At 61.1% G+C, this 19786-nt stretch carries 18 protein-coding genes; 9 read left to right on the top strand and 9 right to left on the bottom strand.

Features of this window, described 5'->3' with window-relative positions; translation table 11 throughout:
• The first annotated feature begins 175 nt into the window (after positions 1-175).
• Positions 176-1783, top strand: coding sequence for a fumarate hydratase (locus tag AC1DUP_RS25535; protein WP_477835350.1), 1608 nt, complete (start codon positions 176-178; stop codon positions 1781-1783).
• Positions 1784-1796: 13 nt separating this feature from the next.
• On the opposite strand, the gene AC1DUP_RS25530 is transcribed toward AC1DUP_RS25535, so the two are convergent.
• Complete coding sequence (locus AC1DUP_RS25530) at positions 1797-2033, bottom strand: hypothetical protein (protein WP_477835348.1); 237 nt, start codon at positions 2031-2033, stop codon at positions 1797-1799.
• Between the two features lie 360 nt (positions 2034-2393).
• On the opposite strand from AC1DUP_RS25530, the gene AC1DUP_RS25525 reads away from it, so the two are divergent.
• Positions 2394-3464: a GGDEF domain-containing protein gene (locus AC1DUP_RS25525; protein ID WP_477835346.1), complete on the top strand. Its 1071-nt coding sequence runs from the start codon at positions 2394-2396 to the stop codon at positions 3462-3464.
• A 142-nt stretch (positions 3465-3606) separates the two neighbouring features.
• On the opposite strand, the gene AC1DUP_RS25520 is transcribed toward AC1DUP_RS25525, so the two are convergent.
• Positions 3607-6015, bottom strand: a complete 2409-nt coding sequence (locus AC1DUP_RS25520; RefSeq protein ID WP_477835344.1) for a glucan 1,4-alpha-glucosidase — start codon at positions 6013-6015, stop codon at positions 3607-3609.
• A gap of 156 nt (positions 6016-6171) precedes the next feature.
• Here AC1DUP_RS25520 and AC1DUP_RS25515 point away from each other — a divergent pair, with 156 nt between their 5' ends.
• Together AC1DUP_RS25515 and AC1DUP_RS25510 are read left to right on the top strand one after the other, a co-directional pair.
• Positions 6172-6912, top strand: coding sequence for an ROK family protein (locus tag AC1DUP_RS25515; protein WP_113301079.1), 741 nt, complete (start codon positions 6172-6174; stop codon positions 6910-6912).
• A 55-nt stretch (positions 6913-6967) separates the two neighbouring features.
• Entirely contained in the window at positions 6968-7780 is an 813-nt protein-coding gene (locus tag AC1DUP_RS25510) for a class I SAM-dependent methyltransferase (RefSeq protein ID WP_477835342.1), read from the top strand.
• Here the strand turns inward: AC1DUP_RS25510 and AC1DUP_RS25505 are convergent.
• Positions 7777-8565, bottom strand: a complete 789-nt coding sequence (locus AC1DUP_RS25505; RefSeq protein ID WP_477835340.1) for a class I SAM-dependent methyltransferase — start codon at positions 8563-8565, stop codon at positions 7777-7779. The two genes, AC1DUP_RS25510 and AC1DUP_RS25505, sit on opposite strands and share 4 nt — an antisense overlap.
• Positions 8566-8639: 74 nt before the next feature.
• On the opposite strand from AC1DUP_RS25505, the gene AC1DUP_RS25500 reads away from it, so the two are divergent.
• Positions 8640-9494: an acyl-CoA thioester hydrolase/BAAT C-terminal domain-containing protein gene (locus tag AC1DUP_RS25500; RefSeq protein ID WP_477835338.1), complete on the top strand. Its 855-nt coding sequence runs from the start codon at positions 8640-8642 to the stop codon at positions 9492-9494.
• A 15-nt stretch (positions 9495-9509) separates the two neighbouring features.
• Here AC1DUP_RS25500 and chrA read toward each other — a convergent pair whose 3' ends face one another.
• The 3 genes from chrA to AC1DUP_RS25485 all read right to left on the bottom strand — a co-directional run bounded on the left by chrA (position 9510) and on the right by AC1DUP_RS25485 (position 13409).
• Positions 9510-10721, bottom strand: coding sequence for a chromate efflux transporter (gene chrA, locus AC1DUP_RS25495; protein ID WP_113308403.1), 1212 nt, complete (start codon positions 10719-10721; stop codon positions 9510-9512).
• A gap of 136 nt (positions 10722-10857) precedes the next feature.
• Complete coding sequence (locus AC1DUP_RS25490) at positions 10858-11763, bottom strand: EamA family transporter (RefSeq protein ID WP_113301076.1); 906 nt, start codon at positions 11761-11763, stop codon at positions 10858-10860.
• A gap of 161 nt (positions 11764-11924) precedes the next feature.
• On the bottom strand, positions 11925-13409 hold the full coding sequence (locus tag AC1DUP_RS25485; RefSeq protein ID WP_477835336.1) for a DUF1254 domain-containing protein: 1485 nt from the start codon (positions 13407-13409) through the stop codon (positions 11925-11927).
• Between the two features lie 286 nt (positions 13410-13695).
• Here AC1DUP_RS25485 and AC1DUP_RS25480 point away from each other — a divergent pair, with 286 nt between their 5' ends.
• The 3 genes from AC1DUP_RS25480 (at position 13696) to AC1DUP_RS25470 (ending at position 15454) form a co-directional block, all read left to right on the top strand.
• On the top strand, positions 13696-14331 hold the full coding sequence (locus AC1DUP_RS25480) for a LysE family translocator (protein WP_115034954.1): 636 nt from the start codon (positions 13696-13698) through the stop codon (positions 14329-14331).
• A gap of 117 nt (positions 14332-14448) precedes the next feature.
• Positions 14449-14871: a hypothetical protein gene (locus AC1DUP_RS25475; protein WP_113507640.1), complete on the top strand. Its 423-nt coding sequence runs from the start codon at positions 14449-14451 to the stop codon at positions 14869-14871.
• A 10-nt stretch (positions 14872-14881) separates the two neighbouring features.
• A complete protein-coding gene (locus AC1DUP_RS25470; protein WP_477835406.1) occupies positions 14882-15454 on the top strand; it encodes an OmpA family protein in 573 nt (190 codons plus the stop codon).
• 45 nt (positions 15455-15499) lie between these two features.
• Here the strand turns inward: AC1DUP_RS25470 and AC1DUP_RS25465 are convergent, their stop codons facing one another.
• Both AC1DUP_RS25465 and AC1DUP_RS25460 read right to left on the bottom strand, forming a co-directional pair.
• Positions 15500-16954: an MltF family protein gene (locus tag AC1DUP_RS25465; RefSeq protein WP_477835333.1), complete on the bottom strand. Its 1455-nt coding sequence runs from the start codon at positions 16952-16954 to the stop codon at positions 15500-15502.
• A gap of 104 nt (positions 16955-17058) precedes the next feature.
• Positions 17059-18723 (bottom strand): arylsulfatase, encoded by a 1665-nt coding sequence (locus AC1DUP_RS25460; protein WP_113507642.1) that lies wholly within the window; start codon positions 18721-18723, stop codon positions 17059-17061.
• A 212-nt stretch (positions 18724-18935) separates the two neighbouring features.
• Here AC1DUP_RS25460 and AC1DUP_RS25455 point away from each other — a divergent pair, with 212 nt between their 5' ends.
• On the top strand, positions 18936-19310 hold the full coding sequence (locus AC1DUP_RS25455) for an HIT domain-containing protein (protein WP_113301070.1): 375 nt from the start codon (positions 18936-18938) through the stop codon (positions 19308-19310).
• 7 nt (positions 19311-19317) lie between these two features.
• Here the strand turns inward: AC1DUP_RS25455 and AC1DUP_RS25450 are convergent, their stop codons facing one another.
• Entirely contained in the window at positions 19318-19773 is a 456-nt protein-coding gene (locus tag AC1DUP_RS25450; protein WP_477835330.1) for a MarR family winged helix-turn-helix transcriptional regulator, read from the bottom strand.
• Between the last annotated feature and the right edge of the window lie 13 nt (positions 19774-19786).

The following is a 19786-nucleotide window of genomic DNA, read 5'->3' as shown; positions in this document are numbered from 1 at the left end:
GGGAGTTCCCATCATCCCTCATCGCTGTGACATCCCTTGTGCCGGCACGAGGGCACAGGAATGAGCAAGGAAGGCGCGGCATTTTTGCCAACACTCCACCACCCCTTCCCGATTGATTTTGCCATCCACCAGATTTAGACCGCTTCCAAAATATCCCACTAGAAAGGTCACTTCGATGGCTGACGATCTCTTCCCCCTCGGCGCCGATTCCACCCCTTACCGCAAGATCAGCAGCGACCATGTCTCGGTCGACAGCTTCAAGGGCCAGGAGATCCTGTCAGTCGATCCTGAAGGTATCCGTCTGCTCGCCGAAACCGCCTTTTCCGATATCAACCATCTGCTGCGTCCCGGCCATCTGAAGCAGCTCGCTTCGATCCTCGACGATCCCGAGGCGACCGATAACGACCGTTTCGTCGCCTATGACCTGCTGAAAAACGCGAATATTGCCGCGGGCGGCGTGCTGCCCATGTGCCAGGATACAGGCACGGCGATCATCATGGGCAAGAAGGGCCGCCGCGTCTGGACGGAAGGCGGCGATACGGCTGCTCTTTCGAAGGGCGTGCTCGACGCTTATGAAAAGAAGAACCTGCGCTACTCGCAGCTCGCCCCCATCACGATGTTCGAGGAAAAGAACACCAAGAACAATCTGCCGGCGCAGATCGATATCTATGAGGAAGGCATCGACAGCTACGACTTCCTCTTCGTCGCCAAGGGCGGCGGCTCTGCCAACAAGACTTTCCTGTTCCAGGGCACGCCCTCGCTGCTGTCGCATGACCGCATGCTGGACTTCCTCAAGGAGAAGATCCTGACGCTGGGTACGGCAGCCTGTCCCCCCTACCATCTGGCGATCGTTATCGGCGGCACCTCGGCCGAGATGAACCTGAAGACCGTCAAGCTCGCCTCCACCCGCTATCTCGACGAGCTGCCGACCGAAGGCTCCGAGAGCGGCCATGCCTTCCGCGACATCGAGATGGAAAAGGAAATCCACAAGCTGACGCAGGGCCTCGGCGTCGGCGCCCAGTTCGGCGGCAAGTATTTCTGTCATGACGTCAGGGTGATCCGCCTGCCCCGCCACGGTGCCTCGCTGCCGATCGGCCTTGGTGTTTCCTGTTCCGCCGACCGCCAGGCCAAGGGCAAGATCACCCGCGAGGGCATCTTCGTCGAGCAACTGGAAACCGATCCCTCCAAGTACATGCCCGAGATCGACGAGGCCAAGCTCTCCGAATCCGTCGTTCGCATCGACTTGAACCGTCCGATGGCCGATATACTTGCCGAACTCTCCAGGCATCCGGTCAAGACGCGGCTGTCGCTTACCGGCACGATCATCGTCGCCCGCGACCTGGCGCATGCCAAGATCCGCGAGCGGCTGGAAAAGGGCGAAGGCATGCCCGACTATATGAAGAATCATCCGGTCTATTATGCCGGCCCGGCCAAGACCCCGGCAGGCTACGCTTCCGGCTCCTTCGGCCCAACGACGGCCGGTCGCATGGACAGCTATGTCGACCAGTTCCAGTCCTTCGGCGGTTCCATGGTCATGCTCGCCAAGGGCAACCGCTCGCGCGCCGTGCGCGAAGCCTGCAAGAAGCACCAGGGCTTCTATCTTGGCTCGATCGGCGGCCCGGCCGCGCGCCTGGCGCAGGACTGCATCCGCAAGGTCGATGTTCTCGAATATCCGGAACTTGGCATGGAAGCGGTCTGGAAGATCGAGGTCGAAGACTTTCCGGCCTTCATCGTCATCGACGACAAGGGCAACGACTTCTTCCAGGAGCTGAACCTCGGCTGATACTCCAGGCAGGCTATCGAACGGAAGCCGTCTCGGCGACATCGATATTGGCCGCCGTCACGGCGTGAGTTGCGGGCTTTTCCATGCCCGCGAAATCGGCTGCAATCAGCATATCCTCCGCCTTCACGCTGGCGAGGATGTCGGTGCTGAAGATGCCGTTGAAGAAGCCGCTTTGCTGCAGAAGGAAAGCAATGCCGGCGACGATGGCGAGCGCAAGAATGGCGGGCGACGTGTGGCGAGACGATTCCATGATCTCATGCCTTCAACAGGGGGCCGCGTTCCGGTCCCCGTAAATCCGGTTTATTGAGATGGAATCTGTCACTTAGCGCTTCCCGCCAGTAGATCAGACAACAGACACCGACCGTCAACAAAACCAAAACAATCCCTGAAAATAGAAAAACGACTGAACTTTTTTGAGACACTCGCGCATAGGAGGTGTCTTCGGTACTGTCGAACTTACAAATCTTTGAGAAAAATCATAGGGCTGATCGTTGTATTGCGACCTGTCAAACTTATCGTATGTAATCTTTGGTATATGTGGCTTTAATCTTTTCCCAAGAAATTTAAGCTAACAAATAGAAGATTGCTTAAGAACTGAGGAGTTGCCGGAATGAATACGGCCGTCGCGCCCAAGGTGCAGGTTCCCGATGTGGCGGGTCAGATCACCTATGCCATGCGCTCCATGGGCGTTGCGCCAATTCCCCGCAATTACGAACTCTTCTACGAGGCCTATATCGGTTCCAATCCCGCGCTCACCCGCGACCTTGCCGCTCTCGGCAGCCAGGCGACACAGGCGGAACTCGACGTGCTCGGCACGCAGCACTGCTCACACACGGCGCCAGCCAAGATCTTCGACGACGCGCACAGCCGCATCGCCGGCGAACTGGAAGGCCTGCTCCGCGTGCTGCGCCAGGAGCAGACCTCGCTCGAAAGCTATAACCGGCTGCTCAACGAGACCTGCAAGCGCATCAGCTCCAAGAGCACGAGCAGCGCCGACCTCATCGAAAACGCCATCGACCTTTTGACCCAGGCAACCGGCGATACGATCACCCACGGCGAAAAGACCGTAGAAGACATGGTCCAGCGCTCGCAGGAGATGGATCAGGTTCGCAAGGAACTCGACGAATACAAGCGCATCGCCAACACGGATTCGCTGACGCGCCTTTCCAACCGCCGCGCCTTCGACGACCGGCTGGCCGCCGTCTTCAACAATCCTGCGCTGCGCCCGGTCACTGCGTTGCTTCTCGCAGACATCGACAATTTCAAGAAGATCAATGACACCTATGGCCACCCGGTCGGTGACAAGGTGCTTGCGACGGTTGCCTCCGTCATCCGCACCAATGTCCGCCGCGATGTCTTCGTCGCCCGCACCGGCGGCGAGGAATTCGCCCTCATCATCGACGGCAATACGCTCGACGAAGTGACTGCAATCGCCGAGCGCATCCGCCGCACACTGGAATCCACCCCCTTCAAGAATTCCCGCACCCGCGTCAACTACGGCCCGGTCACGGTCTCCATCGGCATCTGCATGGCCTCGCATGCCGATGATGCCGGCGAGCTCTATTCCAGGAGCGATATCGCGCTTTACGGCGCCAAGAATGCCGGCCGCAACTGCACCGTCGTGTATGAGGACGGCATGCAAAAGGAATTCACCAAGAGCTGGCTGATCTACAAGTCCTGATCCCCCTGGGTTTGGCTTGGGCCTGATCCCGAGTTTCCGGCAATACATCCGGAAATACAGAAAAAATGAAATAAGTCTCTTGAGCGGCCGGAAACGGCCGCTTCTTTATTGCAGGCTTCTTAAGTGCACACCGCGCGCCCTTTCAAACCACCTCGACCCTGAAATCCGTGCCTTCCCAGCGCTGCGCGTCCGTCCAGAAGATCGTGAAGTCGACGACACCGGGACCGAGCGTTTCCGTCGCCAGATCGAAGACATGGATGCCGAAGCCCGTGTCGCGGCATGGACTGTCGGTGGCACTTGCCCAGCCGTCGGTGGACCAGCGCACCAGCGCAGGCTCGGGCAGATCGATGCGGAGCCGCCGGCCCGCCGGCATTTGATCGCGCCGGGCCGTCAGCCGCCAGGAGAAAGGTGCCGGCGCCGGCTTTGCCGCGACATAGCGGGCAACGGTCTGGGGCGGCATGTCGAAGATCGTGCCGTCGCGCAGCGACCGCAGCAGCTTGATGTGTTCGGCATGCGCCCAGACGAGCGGCATGGCGCTGCCGGAGGGTCGGCCGAGGAAAAGCTCGCGTGCCGGCACGTCCTCGCTATCCCATATCTGCTCGGGCAAGAGCCCTCCCTCGCTTGCCGAAGCCTCCAGCGCAGCGAGCATCCGCCGCGCTTCGTCCACTCGTCCGGCGGCGAGTTCATAATGGGCGCGCTCGCCGGTCAGCAGCGGCCAGAGCCTGCCGACACCGCTTCCGGCAAAAGGCGCGCCGCCAATGCGCTCGCCGTAGCCGTCGTCATTGTAGCGATACCAGTAGGGACCGGCGGGAAGGTCGCGGCGCAATTGCGCATCGATTGCCGCCACCGTGCCGAGGATGCGTGGATCGTCGGCGGCCCGGAGGCCGAAGCGCACCAGCGCCAGAGCATCCGGGCTAATCAGCAGGTCCGCCTCCAGCACCTCGCCGAGATCGTCGCGATTGCGGATCGGAATGAAGTCACGCCCCAGCGACGAGGCGCCATCCGTGGCCGAAGCGATGCGCACGTAATAGCCCTCGACGCCGAGACTACGCGACAGTTCCGTATCGGTGGCGTAAGTCCACTCCTCGATGCGCTCGTTCCAGCCATCGGCCACCTCGCGCAGATAGTGCGACGCCGTGAGCCGCCCGGCCGCTTCCAGTGCATCGGCCGCCGCAAGCAGCCCGGCGATCTCCACGGCGAGCGTGAACGGCGAGTAACCGGCATCTTCCTCCCAGCGATCCTCCTGGGTGGCGGGACCGTTTCTGACGAGATAGCTCGCAGCCGCCTCGATCATCGGCAGATAGCGGCCGGCCTCTGACGCATCGATCGCGCCTGCCCGCAGCAGCATGTCGTAGAGCAGGATCGGAAAGGCAGTTTCGTCCATCTGGATGCCATGCCAGTAGGGCCTGCCGTCCAGCCAGGCATTCTGCACCCAATGGCCGTCCGCCTCCTGGATGACGGCGAGATAGTCGAGAACGGAGCGCGCATCCGCGGTGGCCCCGGCCGCGAGCAGACCGCCTGCCGTTTCCACCAGGTCGCGCGTCCACACCAGATGATAGCCGCCAAGGTCGTCATCGCCTTTACTGAAACCCCAGGGGATGGACAGGCTGGCGATGATGGCACCGGAGGCATCGTCTCGGTGGGTGGCGAGCACGCCGGTGCTGACGCGGTAGCGGTTCAGCTTATCTGGATCATGCGGTTCGTCGAGCGCAAGCAGCCCGGCCTGCCACTCCCGCCATCCGCTGCAGTAATGTTTCAGCGCCGGTTCGCCGCCCTGTTCGAGGCTCAGCAGCGCGCGCAGGGCGGCCTCTTCCGGCTGCGTGCCGAAGCCGATGGCGATCAGCGCCCGCCCCTTACCCGCCTGCATATCAAGCGTGCCTGATAGCGCGACATTGCCGGAGGTAGCAACGCAATAATCCTCTCTCAATCCCTTGCCGCGCGACAGCGTCTGCCAGCCATCGGAAATGCCGACATAACCCACTGACCGGGCAAGCAGAGGCACCGAAGCGGCAATGGCGAGCGACCGCCCGGATCCCTCGGCAAAGAGCATCTGCCTGCCCTTGAAATCGGCAGACCAGCCGGTGTTCTCGGCACCGCCATTGACGAGATGCGGGGCAGCAAGCGCATGCAGCCTGTAGTCTGAAAGGTTGCCCCTCAATGCCTCGAAGTGGATGTCCTGCAGCACCACCTCGCGCTCCGGGTCGGAAAAGATGGTCTTGGTGATGCGATAGCGTCCGTCGCGGGCGGTATTGACGAGACGGAAGGCCGGAACGCCGTCCTCGATAGCCTGAACGCTATGATCGGCATCGCGCTTCTCCTCGGAGAAATAGCTCTCCGCCGTGACGATGAAACCGAAATCGCGCATACAGGCCATGTCGAGGCGCGGCGCGTAGATCTCGTTGAGGATGCCGTGGCTTGCCGTGAACCAGACGCAGCTCGCCGAACTGACGGCGGTACCAACAGCACTCTTGTCGCTGGACGTCCATCGGGGCTCGATGCCCGGCGCGCCTGGTGGCTCGACGGAACCGGGTGGCAGTGTCGGATAGGCCAAGTGCTGTTCCTCCGCTTTGTTTGCGCATCTTCCTTGCCATCCTGAGATGAAATTAAGCGATCCGCAATATACCGGCTTGACAGCCGGCTACGATCTTGTGCCCGATAGAATGGCGCGGGAGGGAATGAGGGTACAGCCCGGAGAGGAGCGCCAGCCATGGTTGACACAATGGAAGCATCGCAGGCAAAGCAGGCGCGTGAGCGAGCCAAGCCCAAGGTTGCTGCGCCGGACGGCCGCATCGTGCTCGCCGTCGATATCGGCGGCTCGCATCTGAAGGCGGAACTCAGCAGCGGCAGCGAGCGGCGCTCGGTCGTATCGGGGCGCGAGATGACGGCGGCGAAGATGGTGGCAGCCCTTACCGATCTGACCGCCGACTGGCACTATGACGTCGTCGCCATGGGCTATCCCGGCGCCGTTGTCGCCCACCGCCCTGCGGCCGATCCGTTCAACCTCGGCCCGGGATGGAAGGGCTTCGATTTCGAAAAAGCCCTCGGCAAGCCCGTGCGCGTGGTCAATGACGCGCTGATGCAGGCGATCGGCAGCTACGAGGCCGGCCGCATGCTCTTCCTTGGCCTCGGCACCGGACTCGGCTCGGCCATGATCGCCGAGAACGTCTGCTTGCCGCTCGAACTCGCGCATATGCCCTATAAGAAGGCGACATTCGAGGACTATGTCGGCGAACGGGGCCTCGAAGGTCGCGGCAAGGGCAGATGGCGAAAATCGGTCTTCGACGTCGCCGATCGCCTGGCCGCCGCCCTGCTGCCCGACTATATCGTCATCGGGGGCGGCAACGTCGAAAAGCTGAAGGATCTGCCGCTCAAATGCCGGCGTGGCAGCAACGAAAATGCCTTCCGCGGCGGCTTCCGGGTCTGGCTGGACGACAGCTTGCGGCTGTGAGCGGCAGTGAAACCGATGTGCTTGAAGCCGTAGTGGGCGGCGGAGGGTGATGACAATGCTGGAAACGGACAAGCTGTTCACCGGCTCGATCCCGGAAAACTACGACCGCTATATGGTACCGCTGATTTTCGCGCCCTTCGCCGTGGATCTCGCTCAGAGAGCGGCATCCCTGTCGCCCGGCGCCGTTCTGGAAATCGCAGCAGGCACCGGGGTCGTCACCCGCGCACTGGCGCCGAAACTGTCCTCGGACGCACGCTATATCGTCACCGATCTAAACCAGTCGATGCTCGACTACGCTGCTTCGCAACAGGGCTTCGATGATCGCCTGGAATGGCGCCAGGCGGATGCTCTGAAGCTGCCGTTTGAGAATGCCGCCTTCGATCTCGTCTGCTGTCAATTCGGCGCGATGTTCTTCCCGAACCGCATATCCGGCTACCGCGAAGCAAAGCGTGTCCTGAAGCCCGGCGGACGTTTCCTGTTCAACGTATGGGACCGCCTCGAGGAGAATGTTTTTGCCGACGATGTGACGACCGCCCTTGCGACGATGTTTCCGGACGATCCGCCACGCTTCCTGGTCCGCACGCCGCACGGCTATCATGACAAAGCCTTGATCTGCGCCGAGCTGGAAGAGGCGGGTTTCTCCCATGTGGTGATCGAAACGAAGGCCGAACAAAGCCGCGCATCCTCGCCCCGGATTCCCGCCCTCGCCTATTGCCAGGGAACCGTCCTTCGCAGCGAAATCGAAGCCAGAGCTCCAGGAAAACTGCATGTTGCGACCGACTATGCCGCATCCGCGATTGCCGCCCGGCATGGCGACAGCGAGGTTGCCGCCAAAATTCAGGCCCACGTCATCATGGCAGCGGCCTAGGCCTGCCTGATCGAGCCCCAGACCAGTTTCGTCCTGACGATGAAACTCAGTTTTCCCTCGCGAGCATAGGGAGCGAGCATCTCGCCGAGCTCTCCGTCGAACTTGTTCATCCTGCCGCCCAGATGGGATGGCGCGAACGTATCGCGCGAATGCTGGCAGCGAATGAAGTCTTCGACACTTTGCTCGAATGGAGCGGAGTGGAAATGCTCGGAGCCGTCGATGTCGAGGAACGCCTTGTACGCCGACCAGCCCTCTCGCTTGCCAATGGGATCGAACGCCTCGCCTGTTATGGCCGGAACCCATTTGGCGAGAAAAGACTGCCAATCTGCCTCCCAGGCCGGTTGGAAAGGCGCATCTCCCGATATGACGGCCACCCGGTGATCGGCGGCGGCATAGGTTTTCAGCCGCGCGAAAAGGCGCCTGTGATCCATCCAGTGAATGCTGGCGGCGGCAACGATGAGATCGGGACGATCGGGGATATCGACATCCTCGGCGAAACCGACGATCCAGTGAAGATTGCGCGCGCGCCCTTCCTCCAGGCTCTGGCCGAGCTCGATCATGTGACGCGACGGATCGACGGCAATGACCTTTTCGAAATGCCGTGAGAGCGGCCGTGAAATCTTGCCGGGGCCGCAGCCTATATCCAGCAGGCAGGCGCGTTTCGGCGCGATGCCCAGTAGTTTGTCGTAGACCGCCTCGGGATATGGCGGACGGAAGGGATAATTGCTGACGACATCGGCATCCTCGAACGATGCCCCGGTGCGTTCCTGCGGCTTCTCGACCATGATAGGCTCTGCCCTCTGTTCCAGTCGAGAACCACTCCATAATTCAACAGGATGTCAGTATGGTAACAGGCGCGATGGCCAGCTGTAAAATCGAACGGCTCGAAGGCCGGATCAACGGGGTGTTCGTCTCCCGGCCGGATGCAGGCGAGACCGGCGTCGTCGTGCTCAGCGGTTCCAGCGGCAGAGTGGATATCGATCGTGCCAGACTGCTTGCCGAGGCTGGCGCGCAGGCGCTGGCGCTGCAATGGTTCGGTGGTTCCGGTCAGTCGCCCGGCATCTGCGAAATCCCGCTGGAGACCTTCGCCGACGCTACGGACTACCTGATTGCGCGGGGCTGCCGGCGCATCGTCTTCGTCGGAACCTCGAAAGGCGCCGAAGCGGCCCTGCTTGTCGCCACCCTGGACCCGCGCGTCGATGACGTTATTGCGATCAGCCCGACCTCGGTCGTCTGGGGCAATATCGGTCCCGGCAAGGACGGCATTGCCTGGCCGGAACGCTCATCCTGGTCCTGGAAGGGAAAGCCGCTGGATTTCGTTCCTGCCGACCTCGCCTGGGAACGGATTGATCGCGATGGGCTGGTGTCCTATCGCTCCTTCTTCGAACAGTGCCTGGCGAGGGACGAGGAAACCCTGCGGCGCGCGCGGATTCCCGTCGAAAAAGCCGCCGCGAACCTTGTGCTCGTGGCTGGCGGAGACGATGCGCTCTGGCCATCGGACAGCTTCGCCGGCGCGCTTGCCCACCGGCGGGAAGACAGTGGCAGGCCTGTGTCACTGATCGTTGACCCCGAGGCAGGTCATCGCGTGCTGCTCCCCGGCGAGACGACGCCTCGCTCCAGCCTTCGTGCCCATGGCGGCACCGACATTGCGGATGCAAGGCTTGGTCTGATGGCATGGGCGGCGATCGAAGCCGCCTTGCTGAAGAAGGATTGACTGGCCCGATACGGTTCAGGCGGAAAGCTGCAGCAGGATCGCACTCGTTGCCATCAGCACCACGACGATCCATGGCGGCGCCTTCCAGACCACCAGCAGCAGGAAGCCGGACAGGGCAAGGGCAAAATCGGCCGATGTGAGGACCGCGCTTGTCCATACCGGATTGTAGAGGGCCGTACCTAAGACGCCGACCACAGCCGCGTTTGCGCCACGCATGGCCGCCTGCGCCAGCGGATAGGTGCTGAGCCTGTCCCAGAAAGGCAGGGTGCCGAGCAGCAGCAGAAAGCCCGGCAGAAAGATGGCGACCAGAGAGATGGCTGCGCCTGTGACACCATTGGGAGACGGACCTGTCACCGCCCCGAGATAGGCGGAAAACGTGAAGAGCGGACCGGGCACCGCCTGCGCAACACCATAACCGGCAAGAAACGCGTTTTCCGAAACCCAGCCCGGCCGCACCACCTCCGTCTCGAGCAGCGGCAGGACGACATGTCCGCCACCGAACACCAGAGCACCCGAGCGATAGAAGGCATCGAAAAGGCGCAGCCCTTGCGAATCCATGATGGAAACGATGAGCGGCAAACCGAACAGCAGGAGCAGGAACGCCAGCAGACAGGTGACGCCAGCAGATCTCGATATTCCGAACGAAAAATCTGTCCGTTGCTCGACCGCGGCCCCACGACAAAGGGCGAGCCCTGAAACGGCACCCAGGACGATGGCTGCGAGCTGACCGAGCGCCCCCGCTGATATCACGATGAAAATGGCGGCCAGCGCGATGCCGGCGCGCGGCCTGTCGGGTGTCAGCGATCGGGCCATGCCCCAGACGGCTTGTGCAACGACAGCGACGGCAACGAGCTTCAATCCGTGCAGCAGACCCTGCCCGAGAGGATTGTCGAGCGCGGTGGCGGCGGTTGCGAAGATGAACAGGATCAGCGCGGATGGGAGCGTGAATGCGCTCCACGCTGCAAGCGCCCCCAGTGGCCCGCCGCGCAGCAGGCCCATGGCAAAGCCGACCTGGCTCGATGCAGGACCGGGAAGGAACTGACAGAGGGCGACGAGATCGGCATAGCCCTTCTCGTCGATCCATTTGCGCCGCGTGACGAGCTCGTCGCGGAAATAGCCGAGATGCGCGATCGGTCCGCCGAACGAGGTGAGGCCAAGCTTCAGGAAGGCGCCGAAGACCTCCGCAGGCGTGCCTGCCGATGGAACAGCCGTCTGCTCCTCAGTCATTTCCTTCGCATCCACGCCAATATCCCCCATTGTGCCGACCCGTATCCTCATCATCAATGACGGCACGATGACAACAGGTGATTTTCGATGTCAGTCGAATAAACCGTTGCAGATCTTGTGGTCCTGGAGGCGCGGATCAGGCAGCCTGACGGAACCGCCTTCGTGTGGGCAGCGTCATTGCGATGACACCGGCCATGACGCAGGCAAGACCAACGCCCGCCGTGGAAGACAACGTTTCGCCGAGGAAGATCACACCGATCGCAACGCCGATCGGGACCCTCAGATAGGCCTGGGCCGTGGCACCCACCGAACCGAGCGTCTGCACGAGACGGAAATAGATCACGAAGGCGAGCGCGGTCGAGAAGACGGAGAGCGCAAGGAGCGCCAGCAGCGAATGGAGGCTCGGCTGCAACGTCCAGGGATGATCGACGATGACGCTGACCGGGAGGAGAATCACCGCGCCTGATATCAGCGAGCCGGCAGCCGGCATCATTGGGTCGAGCTCTCTGAAATTCCGCCCGAAGACCGCGGCACCCGCATAGCAGATCGTGGCGGTGACGATCGCAAGCTGAGCCCAGAGTGCCTGTCCGATGCTGCCGAGCGCACCGACGCCGATGATCAGGGCCGTTCCGATCAATCCCGCCGACACGCCGAAAAGCTTGCGGGCTGTGAGCGCTTCATGCCGGGTGATCAGCGCCGTGATCAGAAAGGCAAAGATCGGCGTCGTGGAATTCAGGATTGCGGCAAGACCGGCATCGGTCGTTCGTTCGGCCCAGGCGATCAGCGTAAAGGGCAAGACGCTGTTCAGGCAGGCTTGAAACAGAAAGTAGGCCCATGTCTTTCGGTCGCGGGGCAGCTTGAGGCCACGCCAGCCGATGATGGCGAGAAGCAGCCCGCCGGCGATGAATGTCCGTGCTGCCACCAGCGTGACCGGCGGAATGGTTTCGACGCCGATCTTGATGAAAGTGTAGGAGGCTCCCCACAGCGTCGAAAGCGCCAGAAGTAGCGCCAGTTCCGTTGTCAGCGTCGTCGTCTTTTCCATCACAGTCGCATTCCCTGACGTTCAAAACCGACCGCATGTTTAATGGCTGCGGCCGCGAAATGCTTCGATGCGGAACGAACTATCGATGGAAAAGAAAGGCTTGGTGGTGCGCGCCATGGTTCATGGCGCGCACCGCCAAGCCTCCGATGCATTTGGCCTTGTCACTGAGCAGCGAGCGGAGCCGCCGGAGCCGCACGCGTCACCGGTGGCGGGTTCCACTTGCCGATCAGCGCGCTACCCTTCGGCGCATAGAGCCTCATCGTCAGATTATACGGGCCGTTCGGCGCCGGCAGCCAGTTCCATTCCTTGTCCTTGCCGGGGCTCTCCGTCTGGAAATAGAGGTCGAGCGAGCCGTCCGCGTTGAACTGGAACGGCATCCAGCTGCTGACCGCGAAACGGTTGAGCGGGTTGGCGACCTGGAAGCCGTCACTGTCATAGAGGGTGACCGACCAGAAAGCGTTGACTGGTGGAATGTTCTCCTTTTCGAAGTGGATCGTGTAATTGCTTCGCCCGTCCAGCGGGTTGCCGGTTTCATCCGCAAGATTCAGCGGATAGATGGCGTCTTCAGGCAGATTGGCGCCAAGCCCCTGTTGCGCTATGATCGCGCGTTTCAGGTAGTAATTGCCATAAACGCCCATCGTGTCCGTATTCATCGACCAGCCATTGACCACGCGTGCCAACGTCTTCAGCTTCCAGCCCATGAGCGCTTGCGCATCCTGCGGCGCCGTCTTCAGCGCTTTCTGGACGACAGGATCGGCCTTGGAAAGATCGAAGCTCTTGCCGGGCTCGATGCCGATCCGCTTCATGCGGGCAATGATCGGCTGATCGGTGCTGTGYGGCGGATGAAGTTTCAGGAGTTCGGCAGCGTAAGCGAAATAGTCTTCCGCCGAAGCCGTATCGGCTTGCGTCTTCGGCGGCGTCGTCATGTTGACGGAAGGGTCTATCTTGACCGCGGCCGGCTTGGCGTCTTTGCCCCACTGCGACAGCGGGGTGATCTTGTAGCCGTCCTGGACCTTGTGAACGGCATCGTAGTCGTCAGGGCCATCGGTTTTGGTGCGGCCGATGGTCCAGACATAGGGCGTCGGAGCATCGATCCGTTCAGTTCCATCAGGCAGCTTGAATTCGCCGAACGTATCGCGAAGCTCGGGCCTCCATCCGGGCGAGGCAATCAAGAAGTTTCCGGCTGACGTTCCGGTCGTTCGCCAGCCCGGCGCGGCAAACACATCCGTCCACATGTCCAGCATCGGCAGGAGGTAATAGCGACCGCCGGTATCCGGTGCGGTAACCACCACCGGCTCCTTCGTGAGATCAAGCCAGCCGCTCGAATAGAGCGTATCGAAATTCGGCCGGACCACGGCCTTCATGTCCGCCGCCGGAAATGCGCGGACATTGGCGAAGCGGTTGGCCGGACCGCCAATCGCTCCCTCCTTCGGTTCCATGTTGGTCAGCTGCTTGCGCGTGATATCCATCGATATCAACGGATAAAAATAGACATAGGCTTCGATGCCGATCTCACGCGCTTCCTCTTCGGTCAGGGAAGCGGCCCTGGCCTCAGAGGGGGCCGAAATGGCCATCGAAGCAATTGCCAGGAAAGCGAACGAGATAGGCGTCCGCAACAGGCGTCTGATCCCAAACTGGATTGTCATGTGCGTTTCCCCCGGAACGAAATGAAAAACCCGGCAGGGCCTCGATTGATGCCGACGCATCTTTGGCAAGGCCAGGATAGCGAAGGTACTGAGGACTTGCTGAGTGACCAAAGCGAAACATACGGGGCGAATATCCGGAAGTAAGTTACAGTAAACGGCGCCGTAAATGGTCAGGATACATGGATCTGTGCTTTGATCCGGAGCAGGATATTGGCTTTCATTGAAGGCCCTTCCGCAAATGTCAGGTGAATGCCATAACTCGATTCCTGACACGGAGGAGGACGATATGACTGAGATGACCGTTCTTGCATTTGCGCTTGTGGCATTCATCGGCATCGCTACACCCGGCCCGACCGTGCTTCTGGCCCTGACGAACGGCTCGAAATTCGGGGTGCGCCGGGCGATATCGGGCATGATCGGCGCAGTCATGTCCGACTTCGTGCTGATCGGCGCAGTCGCACTGGGTCTTGGTGCCCTGCTCGCCGCCTCGGAATTCTGGTTCACCGTCGTTAAATGGGTGGGTGTCTGCTACCTCGCCTTCCTGGGTGTCATGCTGCTGCGCTCCAAGGGGACGCTGGATGTTTCGCTGCGCTCTGAAAGCGGCAATGCATCCGCTTCGGCGGTGACGATTTTCCTGAAGAGCTTTCTCGTCGCCGTCACCAACCCCAAGGGCTACCTGTTCTTCTCGGCCTTCCTGCCGCAATTCATCGATCCCGCCAGTCCGCAGGTCGAGCAATATGCCATGCTCGCCCTCGTCTTTGCCGCCATCGATTTCATGGTCATGTTCGGCTACGCATTGCTCGGCTCGCAGGCCGTCCGGCTGTTGCGGAAGTCGGGCGCGCTCTGGCTCGACCGGATCTGCGGCGGCGCCTTATTGACGCTTGCCGGCTCGCTCGCGCTTTATCGGCGGGCCAGCGTGTAACTACCCCGAATTTACGGGTCTGATTTACGGTAACGTACTTATCCGAACTCGCCCGATCTGCATTCAATAAGCCTCGAGGGGACGCCATTCCGGCGGCCGCAGCAGGAGGGCTTGCGCATGCGGAAAGGACCGAAACTGATTGGTGCGGCGGCGATCGCCGTCATTGCCTGGACCGGTGCCGCAAAGGCCGACACCATCAGCTATGCCGACGCGATCACGGTGCTAGCGAAGGATTGCGGTGCCGATATCAAGAAGTTCTGCAAGGGGATGAACCTCGGCAATAACAGGATTGCCGATTGCCTCGCGCAGAACTCCGCCAAGGTATCGCCGACCTGCACAACTACACTGGCGAGCGTCGCGGCATCGATCCAGAAGCGCGAACAGGCGCAGTCCTCATATAAAAAGGTCTGCGCCACCGACATGGCGCGGCGCTGCAACGGCGTGAAGGGCGACGGCTACATTCTTGCATGCCTCGCCGGCAAGACAAAAACGGTCAGCAATCAATGCAGTCAGACGATATCAGATGCGGGCTGGAGGTAAGGTCATGACGATGAGAAAAACCGCCCTCGCCGGCCTTGCCGCAGCCTTCCTCGTCCCAGCGCTTGCGCTCGCGCAGCAGGTCTCCGAACAACGCATCATCAACGGCCTCGGCAAGCTGCAGGGGGCAGCGCCCATCGTCGATGTCGAACTGCTCAGGCAGGAGGCCATGAACGGATCGGGAAAACAGATGTCCGGCCTCCCGAACTGGAGCAAGGTCGCGCGCCTGCCCCAGATGGTGGTCGAGATCGCCTTCGCGAATGATTCCGTTGCCATCGAGCCGGAATCCTACCGCACGCTCGGCATGATCGCCGATGCGCTGCACCACCCGAACCTCTGGGCCTACAAGTTCCTCGTCGTCGGCCATACGAGTTCGACCGGCAGCGACCAGCACAATCTCGACCTCAGCCAGCAGCGGGCCGAGGCGATCAAGGAGATCCTGTCGACCACCTTCGCCGTCGATGCCGGGCGTCTCTATGCGGTCGGGGTCGGCGAATATTTCCCGATCGAGGGCTCGAAATCGGAGGCCGCCGATAACAGGCGCGTCCAGCTCTACAATCTCGGGGTCTTCACGCGCAAACCCTGAGGAAGAGACCCACCGTGCTGCTGATTCCAACAGCCGGCGGCACGGTTATTTCTGGACAGGCTGGCCAGCATTTGTCCGCTCCCCCATGCGCGCCACGAGCAGCGAATAGGCCACGTAATATTTATAGATGTTGCTGACATATTGAACGGTTTCCCGCCCGACGATCTCGGAGGCGGCATTCTCCACATTGCCGAACCAGACATTGGGGTCGAGGCCCATCGCCTTTGCCTTGTCGCGAAACTTGTGCAGGTTGCCAGGCCCGGCATTATAGGCGGCGAAGGCGAAAAGCTGCTTGTCCTTGGCGTCCAGGCCCTCGTCATCAATATAGGTGTCGATCAGGTGGCGCAGATATTTGGCACCGGCCTCGACATTGCGATCCGCATCCTTGTCGATGCCGCTGATGCCGATCACCTTGTCTTTTGCCGTCGAGGGCAGCATCTGCATGATGCCGACGGCGCCGCGCGGCGAGCGACGCGACTGGTCGAGCTGCGATTCCTGATAGCCTTGAGCCATCAACATCAGATAGTCGAACGAATAGCTGCCGCCATATTTGCGGAAGATCTCCACCAGCGTCTGGAAGCGGGCGACGTCGGAGGGCGAATAGGCGCGCTTGATGATCTTGTCCTGCTTGTAAAAGGTGTTGCGCAGGATATTGCCGAAAGTCGTGCCGACCTTGTGCGTCGCAACGAAGGCGTTCAGTTCCGCCTTCAGCTCCGGGCTGTTCTTGCGGATCGCCCAGGCGATCTTGCCCTCGGAGGACAGCACGATATCCTGGCGCACCTTCATGTCGGCAAAGACATGCGACCAGATATTCCCCTTGTAGGCGTCGACGACCGTGAAGGGCAGAAGCTCGGCATTGACCATCTCCATCAGGTCCTCGTCTTCGAGGCTTTCATCCATCACACGGATGCCGATCTCGGGTTTTCCTGCCGCGGTCAACTCCTTGTTGCGGACCAGAAGATGCTCGTAATAGCTGCTGGAGGCGCGCACCGCGATATGCTGGCCCGAGAGATCGTCGAGGCTGGCGATCGCCGGGCTGTTGGGAGCGGCGACCAGCACCTCCTCGGCATTTTCATAAAGCGGATCGGCGAAATCCACCTGCTTCAGCCGCTCGTCGGTGATCGTCATGTTGGCCATGACGATATCGCCATAGCCCTCGTTGAGCGCGTCGAGCAGCCTGTCGCGCGCCATCGGCACGAAGACGATGTTGACGCGGTCGATCTGCTTCTTGCTGTTCTTGTTGAGGACCTTTTCGAGCTCCAGCCCGAACTGCACCGCCGTGCCATACTGGCGGCCCTTGTCGACGAAATAGATCGTCTTGCTGTAGGGCACGAGCACGCGCACGATGCGGCGTTCTTTCATCTTGCCGAGATCGATCACGTGCTTGTCGATAAGATCAGGCTTCTCCACCGGCGCCGGGGTCTCGGCCGAAGCCGGCCTTGTCCCCAGCGACACAGCGGCCAGAACGAGGACGAACAATATCTTCAAAAACGAGCTCATCGAGGCCTCCCCAGCATCGGCCATGAACGCATTTGTATCGCTGCGGTTTGGATCTCTTCCGTCGCGGCAGCTCCGGCCGCACTGCCGCGACGGTCTAGGGAGGACTATTGCGGCGCCAGCCGCTCCAGATCGTTCAGCCGTTTCAGGGCCGCCTGCTGACGCAGCAGGCTGTAATTGATGCCGCTCGCATTCAGCGAACTGCCCTCCTGATAGGGGTACTGATCGAAATCGGAGAAGAAGTCCTTGATCTTCGCCTGCACCGGCACGAGCAGCCACATATTGCGGGCAAGGAAGTCGACAGCGCCGCCACCCTCCTTCATTCCGCGCTCATATGGATCCATGCGCAGGTTGGCGATGTTGGCCCAGGCCGGCACCTCGCGCGTCGCGGTGGCGATATTGCCTTCGCTGTTGATCGCAAAGCTGAGCTTCCAGTCGTTCCACCTGATGGCGTTGAGATTGCCGCCCTGGTCGAAATAATAGACGGAATCACGCGGTCCGGCTTTGACTTCGCCCTTCAGCATCGGCAGCAGGTTATAACCGTCTAGATGCACCTTGAAGTTTTTGGCGCCCGACGTGAAACCGGCCTTCATCTGCTCCTTCAGATCGTCCATGCCGGCGGCAGCCGCGAAGGTCGGCATCCAGTCCATCAGCGTGACGATATCGTTGACCTCGGTTCCGGGCTTCACGACACCCGGCCAGCGCACCATCATCGGAATGCGGAAGCCGCCTTCCCAGGTCGTACCCTTTTCGCCGTGGAAAGGCGTCATCGCCCCATCCGGCCACAGGGCAATCTCGGCCCCATTGTCGGTGGTGTAGAGAACGATCGTGTTGTCGGCGATCCCGAGCTGATCCAGCTGATCGAGCAGCTGGCCGACATGACCGTCATGCTCCACCATACCGTCGGCATGAATGCCTTTGCCCGTCTTGCCGAGAGAGTCTGGCTTCAGATGGGTGAAGATGTGCATACGTGTTGCGTTGAACCAGACGAAGAAAGGCTTCTCCGCTTTGGCCTGCCGATCGATGAAATCCTTGGCGGCGCCGAGAAATTCCTCGTCGACCGTTTCCATCCGCTTCGTGTTGAGCGCGCCGGTATCTTCGATCTTCCCATCGGCACTAGACTTGATCACGCCGCGCGGGCCGAACTGCCGGCGGAAGGCCGGGTCCTTCGGGTAGAAATAGCCTTCCGGCTCTTCCTCGGCATTCAGGTGATAGAGATTGCCGAAGAACTCGTCGAAGCCGTGTTTGGTCGGCAGGTGCTGGTCCTGGTCGCCAAGATGGTTCTTGCCGAACTGGCCGGTCGCATATCCCCTCGTCTTCATCACGTCGGCGATCGTCGGCATCCAGTCCTGGATGCCGTGCGGATCGCCCGGCATGCCGATCGTGAGAAGGCCGGTGCGGAATGGCTCCTGCCCGAGGATGAAGGAAGCACGCCCCGCCGTGCAGCTCTGCTGCCCATAGGAATCCGTGAAGATCGCCCCTTCCCTGGCGATACGGTCGATATTCGGCGTGCGGTAACCCATCAGGCCCATCGTGTAGGCGCTGATCTGCGGAATGCCGATATCGTCGCCGAAGATGACGAGAATGTTCGGTGGTTTTGCGGAACCGCTGCCCTGTGCAGGTGCTGCCTGCTGCGTCTGCGCGGCAGCCGGTCCGGCAGCGGCAGAAACGGCGAGAGCCGTGAGCGCCAGCGATGTGCCGCCGAGCAGAAGATCACGGCGGCTGACGGGCACGATCGGGTCATCCTGCTTTTGAATGTCGACGTCTTTCATCGAATTCTCTCCTTGAGATGAAACCTACACGCGAATGTTTTGCCAAATTCCATGATCGCGGAAGTACGTTACGGTAAACACTGAGCGTAAACGGCCGCGTTAACGGTCCGGGCTTTCCCTCAGGCCCTGATATCAGCCTGTCACATATCCTTCGCTACCGCGCGCTATTGCCTGCCCGTAGCAATGACTTGATATGGTCAGGAATGATGCCCATGTGCCCCTTCTGTGCCGCAAACCGTGCGGAAAAAGCCCCGCCGCTCTTTTCCAACAACAGCTGCTATTTCCTCGAAACGACCGATCAGGTGCTGCAATGCTCCGGTATCATCATACCGTTCCGGCATGTCGCAACGCCCTTCGACCTGACATCAGAGGAATGGTTCGACACTTTCGACCTTCTGGAGAATGCGCGCGCCCATCTCGATAGATCCGAACCGCACGGCTACAATATCGGCTGGAATGTCGGCGAGGTTGCGGGACAAACGGTCCAGCACGCCCATCTGCATGTCATTGGCCGCTTTGCCGACGAGCCGCTTGCCGGCCACGGCATTCGCCACCACTTGAAGCAGGCCACCAACAGGCGGATCTGATTGCCTGTCAGCTCGGCCAGGGATCGTTCTTGGGGCTGTCACCTTTCTGCAGGCTCTGCAGCATGTTGATAAGCTGCGGCGCCATCTCCCGGATTTCCGTCAGATGAATGGCGGTGAGCCGCTTCAGCGCATCATCAGCCTTTTCCGTCAGCTCCAGTGTCTGCCGCCGCTTGTCGGCCGGGTCTGTCCGGCGCGAGACATAGCCGGCAGCAACCAGCCGGCCGACGAGTTCGGTTGCCGAATGCGGCGCAATCAGCAGGCGCTCGGCAAGCAGGCCGATCGTCATCGCATCCTCGCTGCGATGACCGCGGATCGCCAGCAGCGCCTGATGCTGCTGTGCCGGCAGCCCCTCTTCCAGCGCGGCCGAAGCGCTGAAATCCATGAAGCGGCGCAGCGTATAGCGCAGGTTGGACAGCGCCTCGTAATCGGCATCCGTCAGGTCATTGTCAGGCGTTTTCACCATGCGTCCCCCAGGG

Source organism: Rhizobium sp. 01L419 (assembly GCF_056400025.1).
This window is presented reverse-complemented; position numbering and strand designations above follow the sequence as displayed.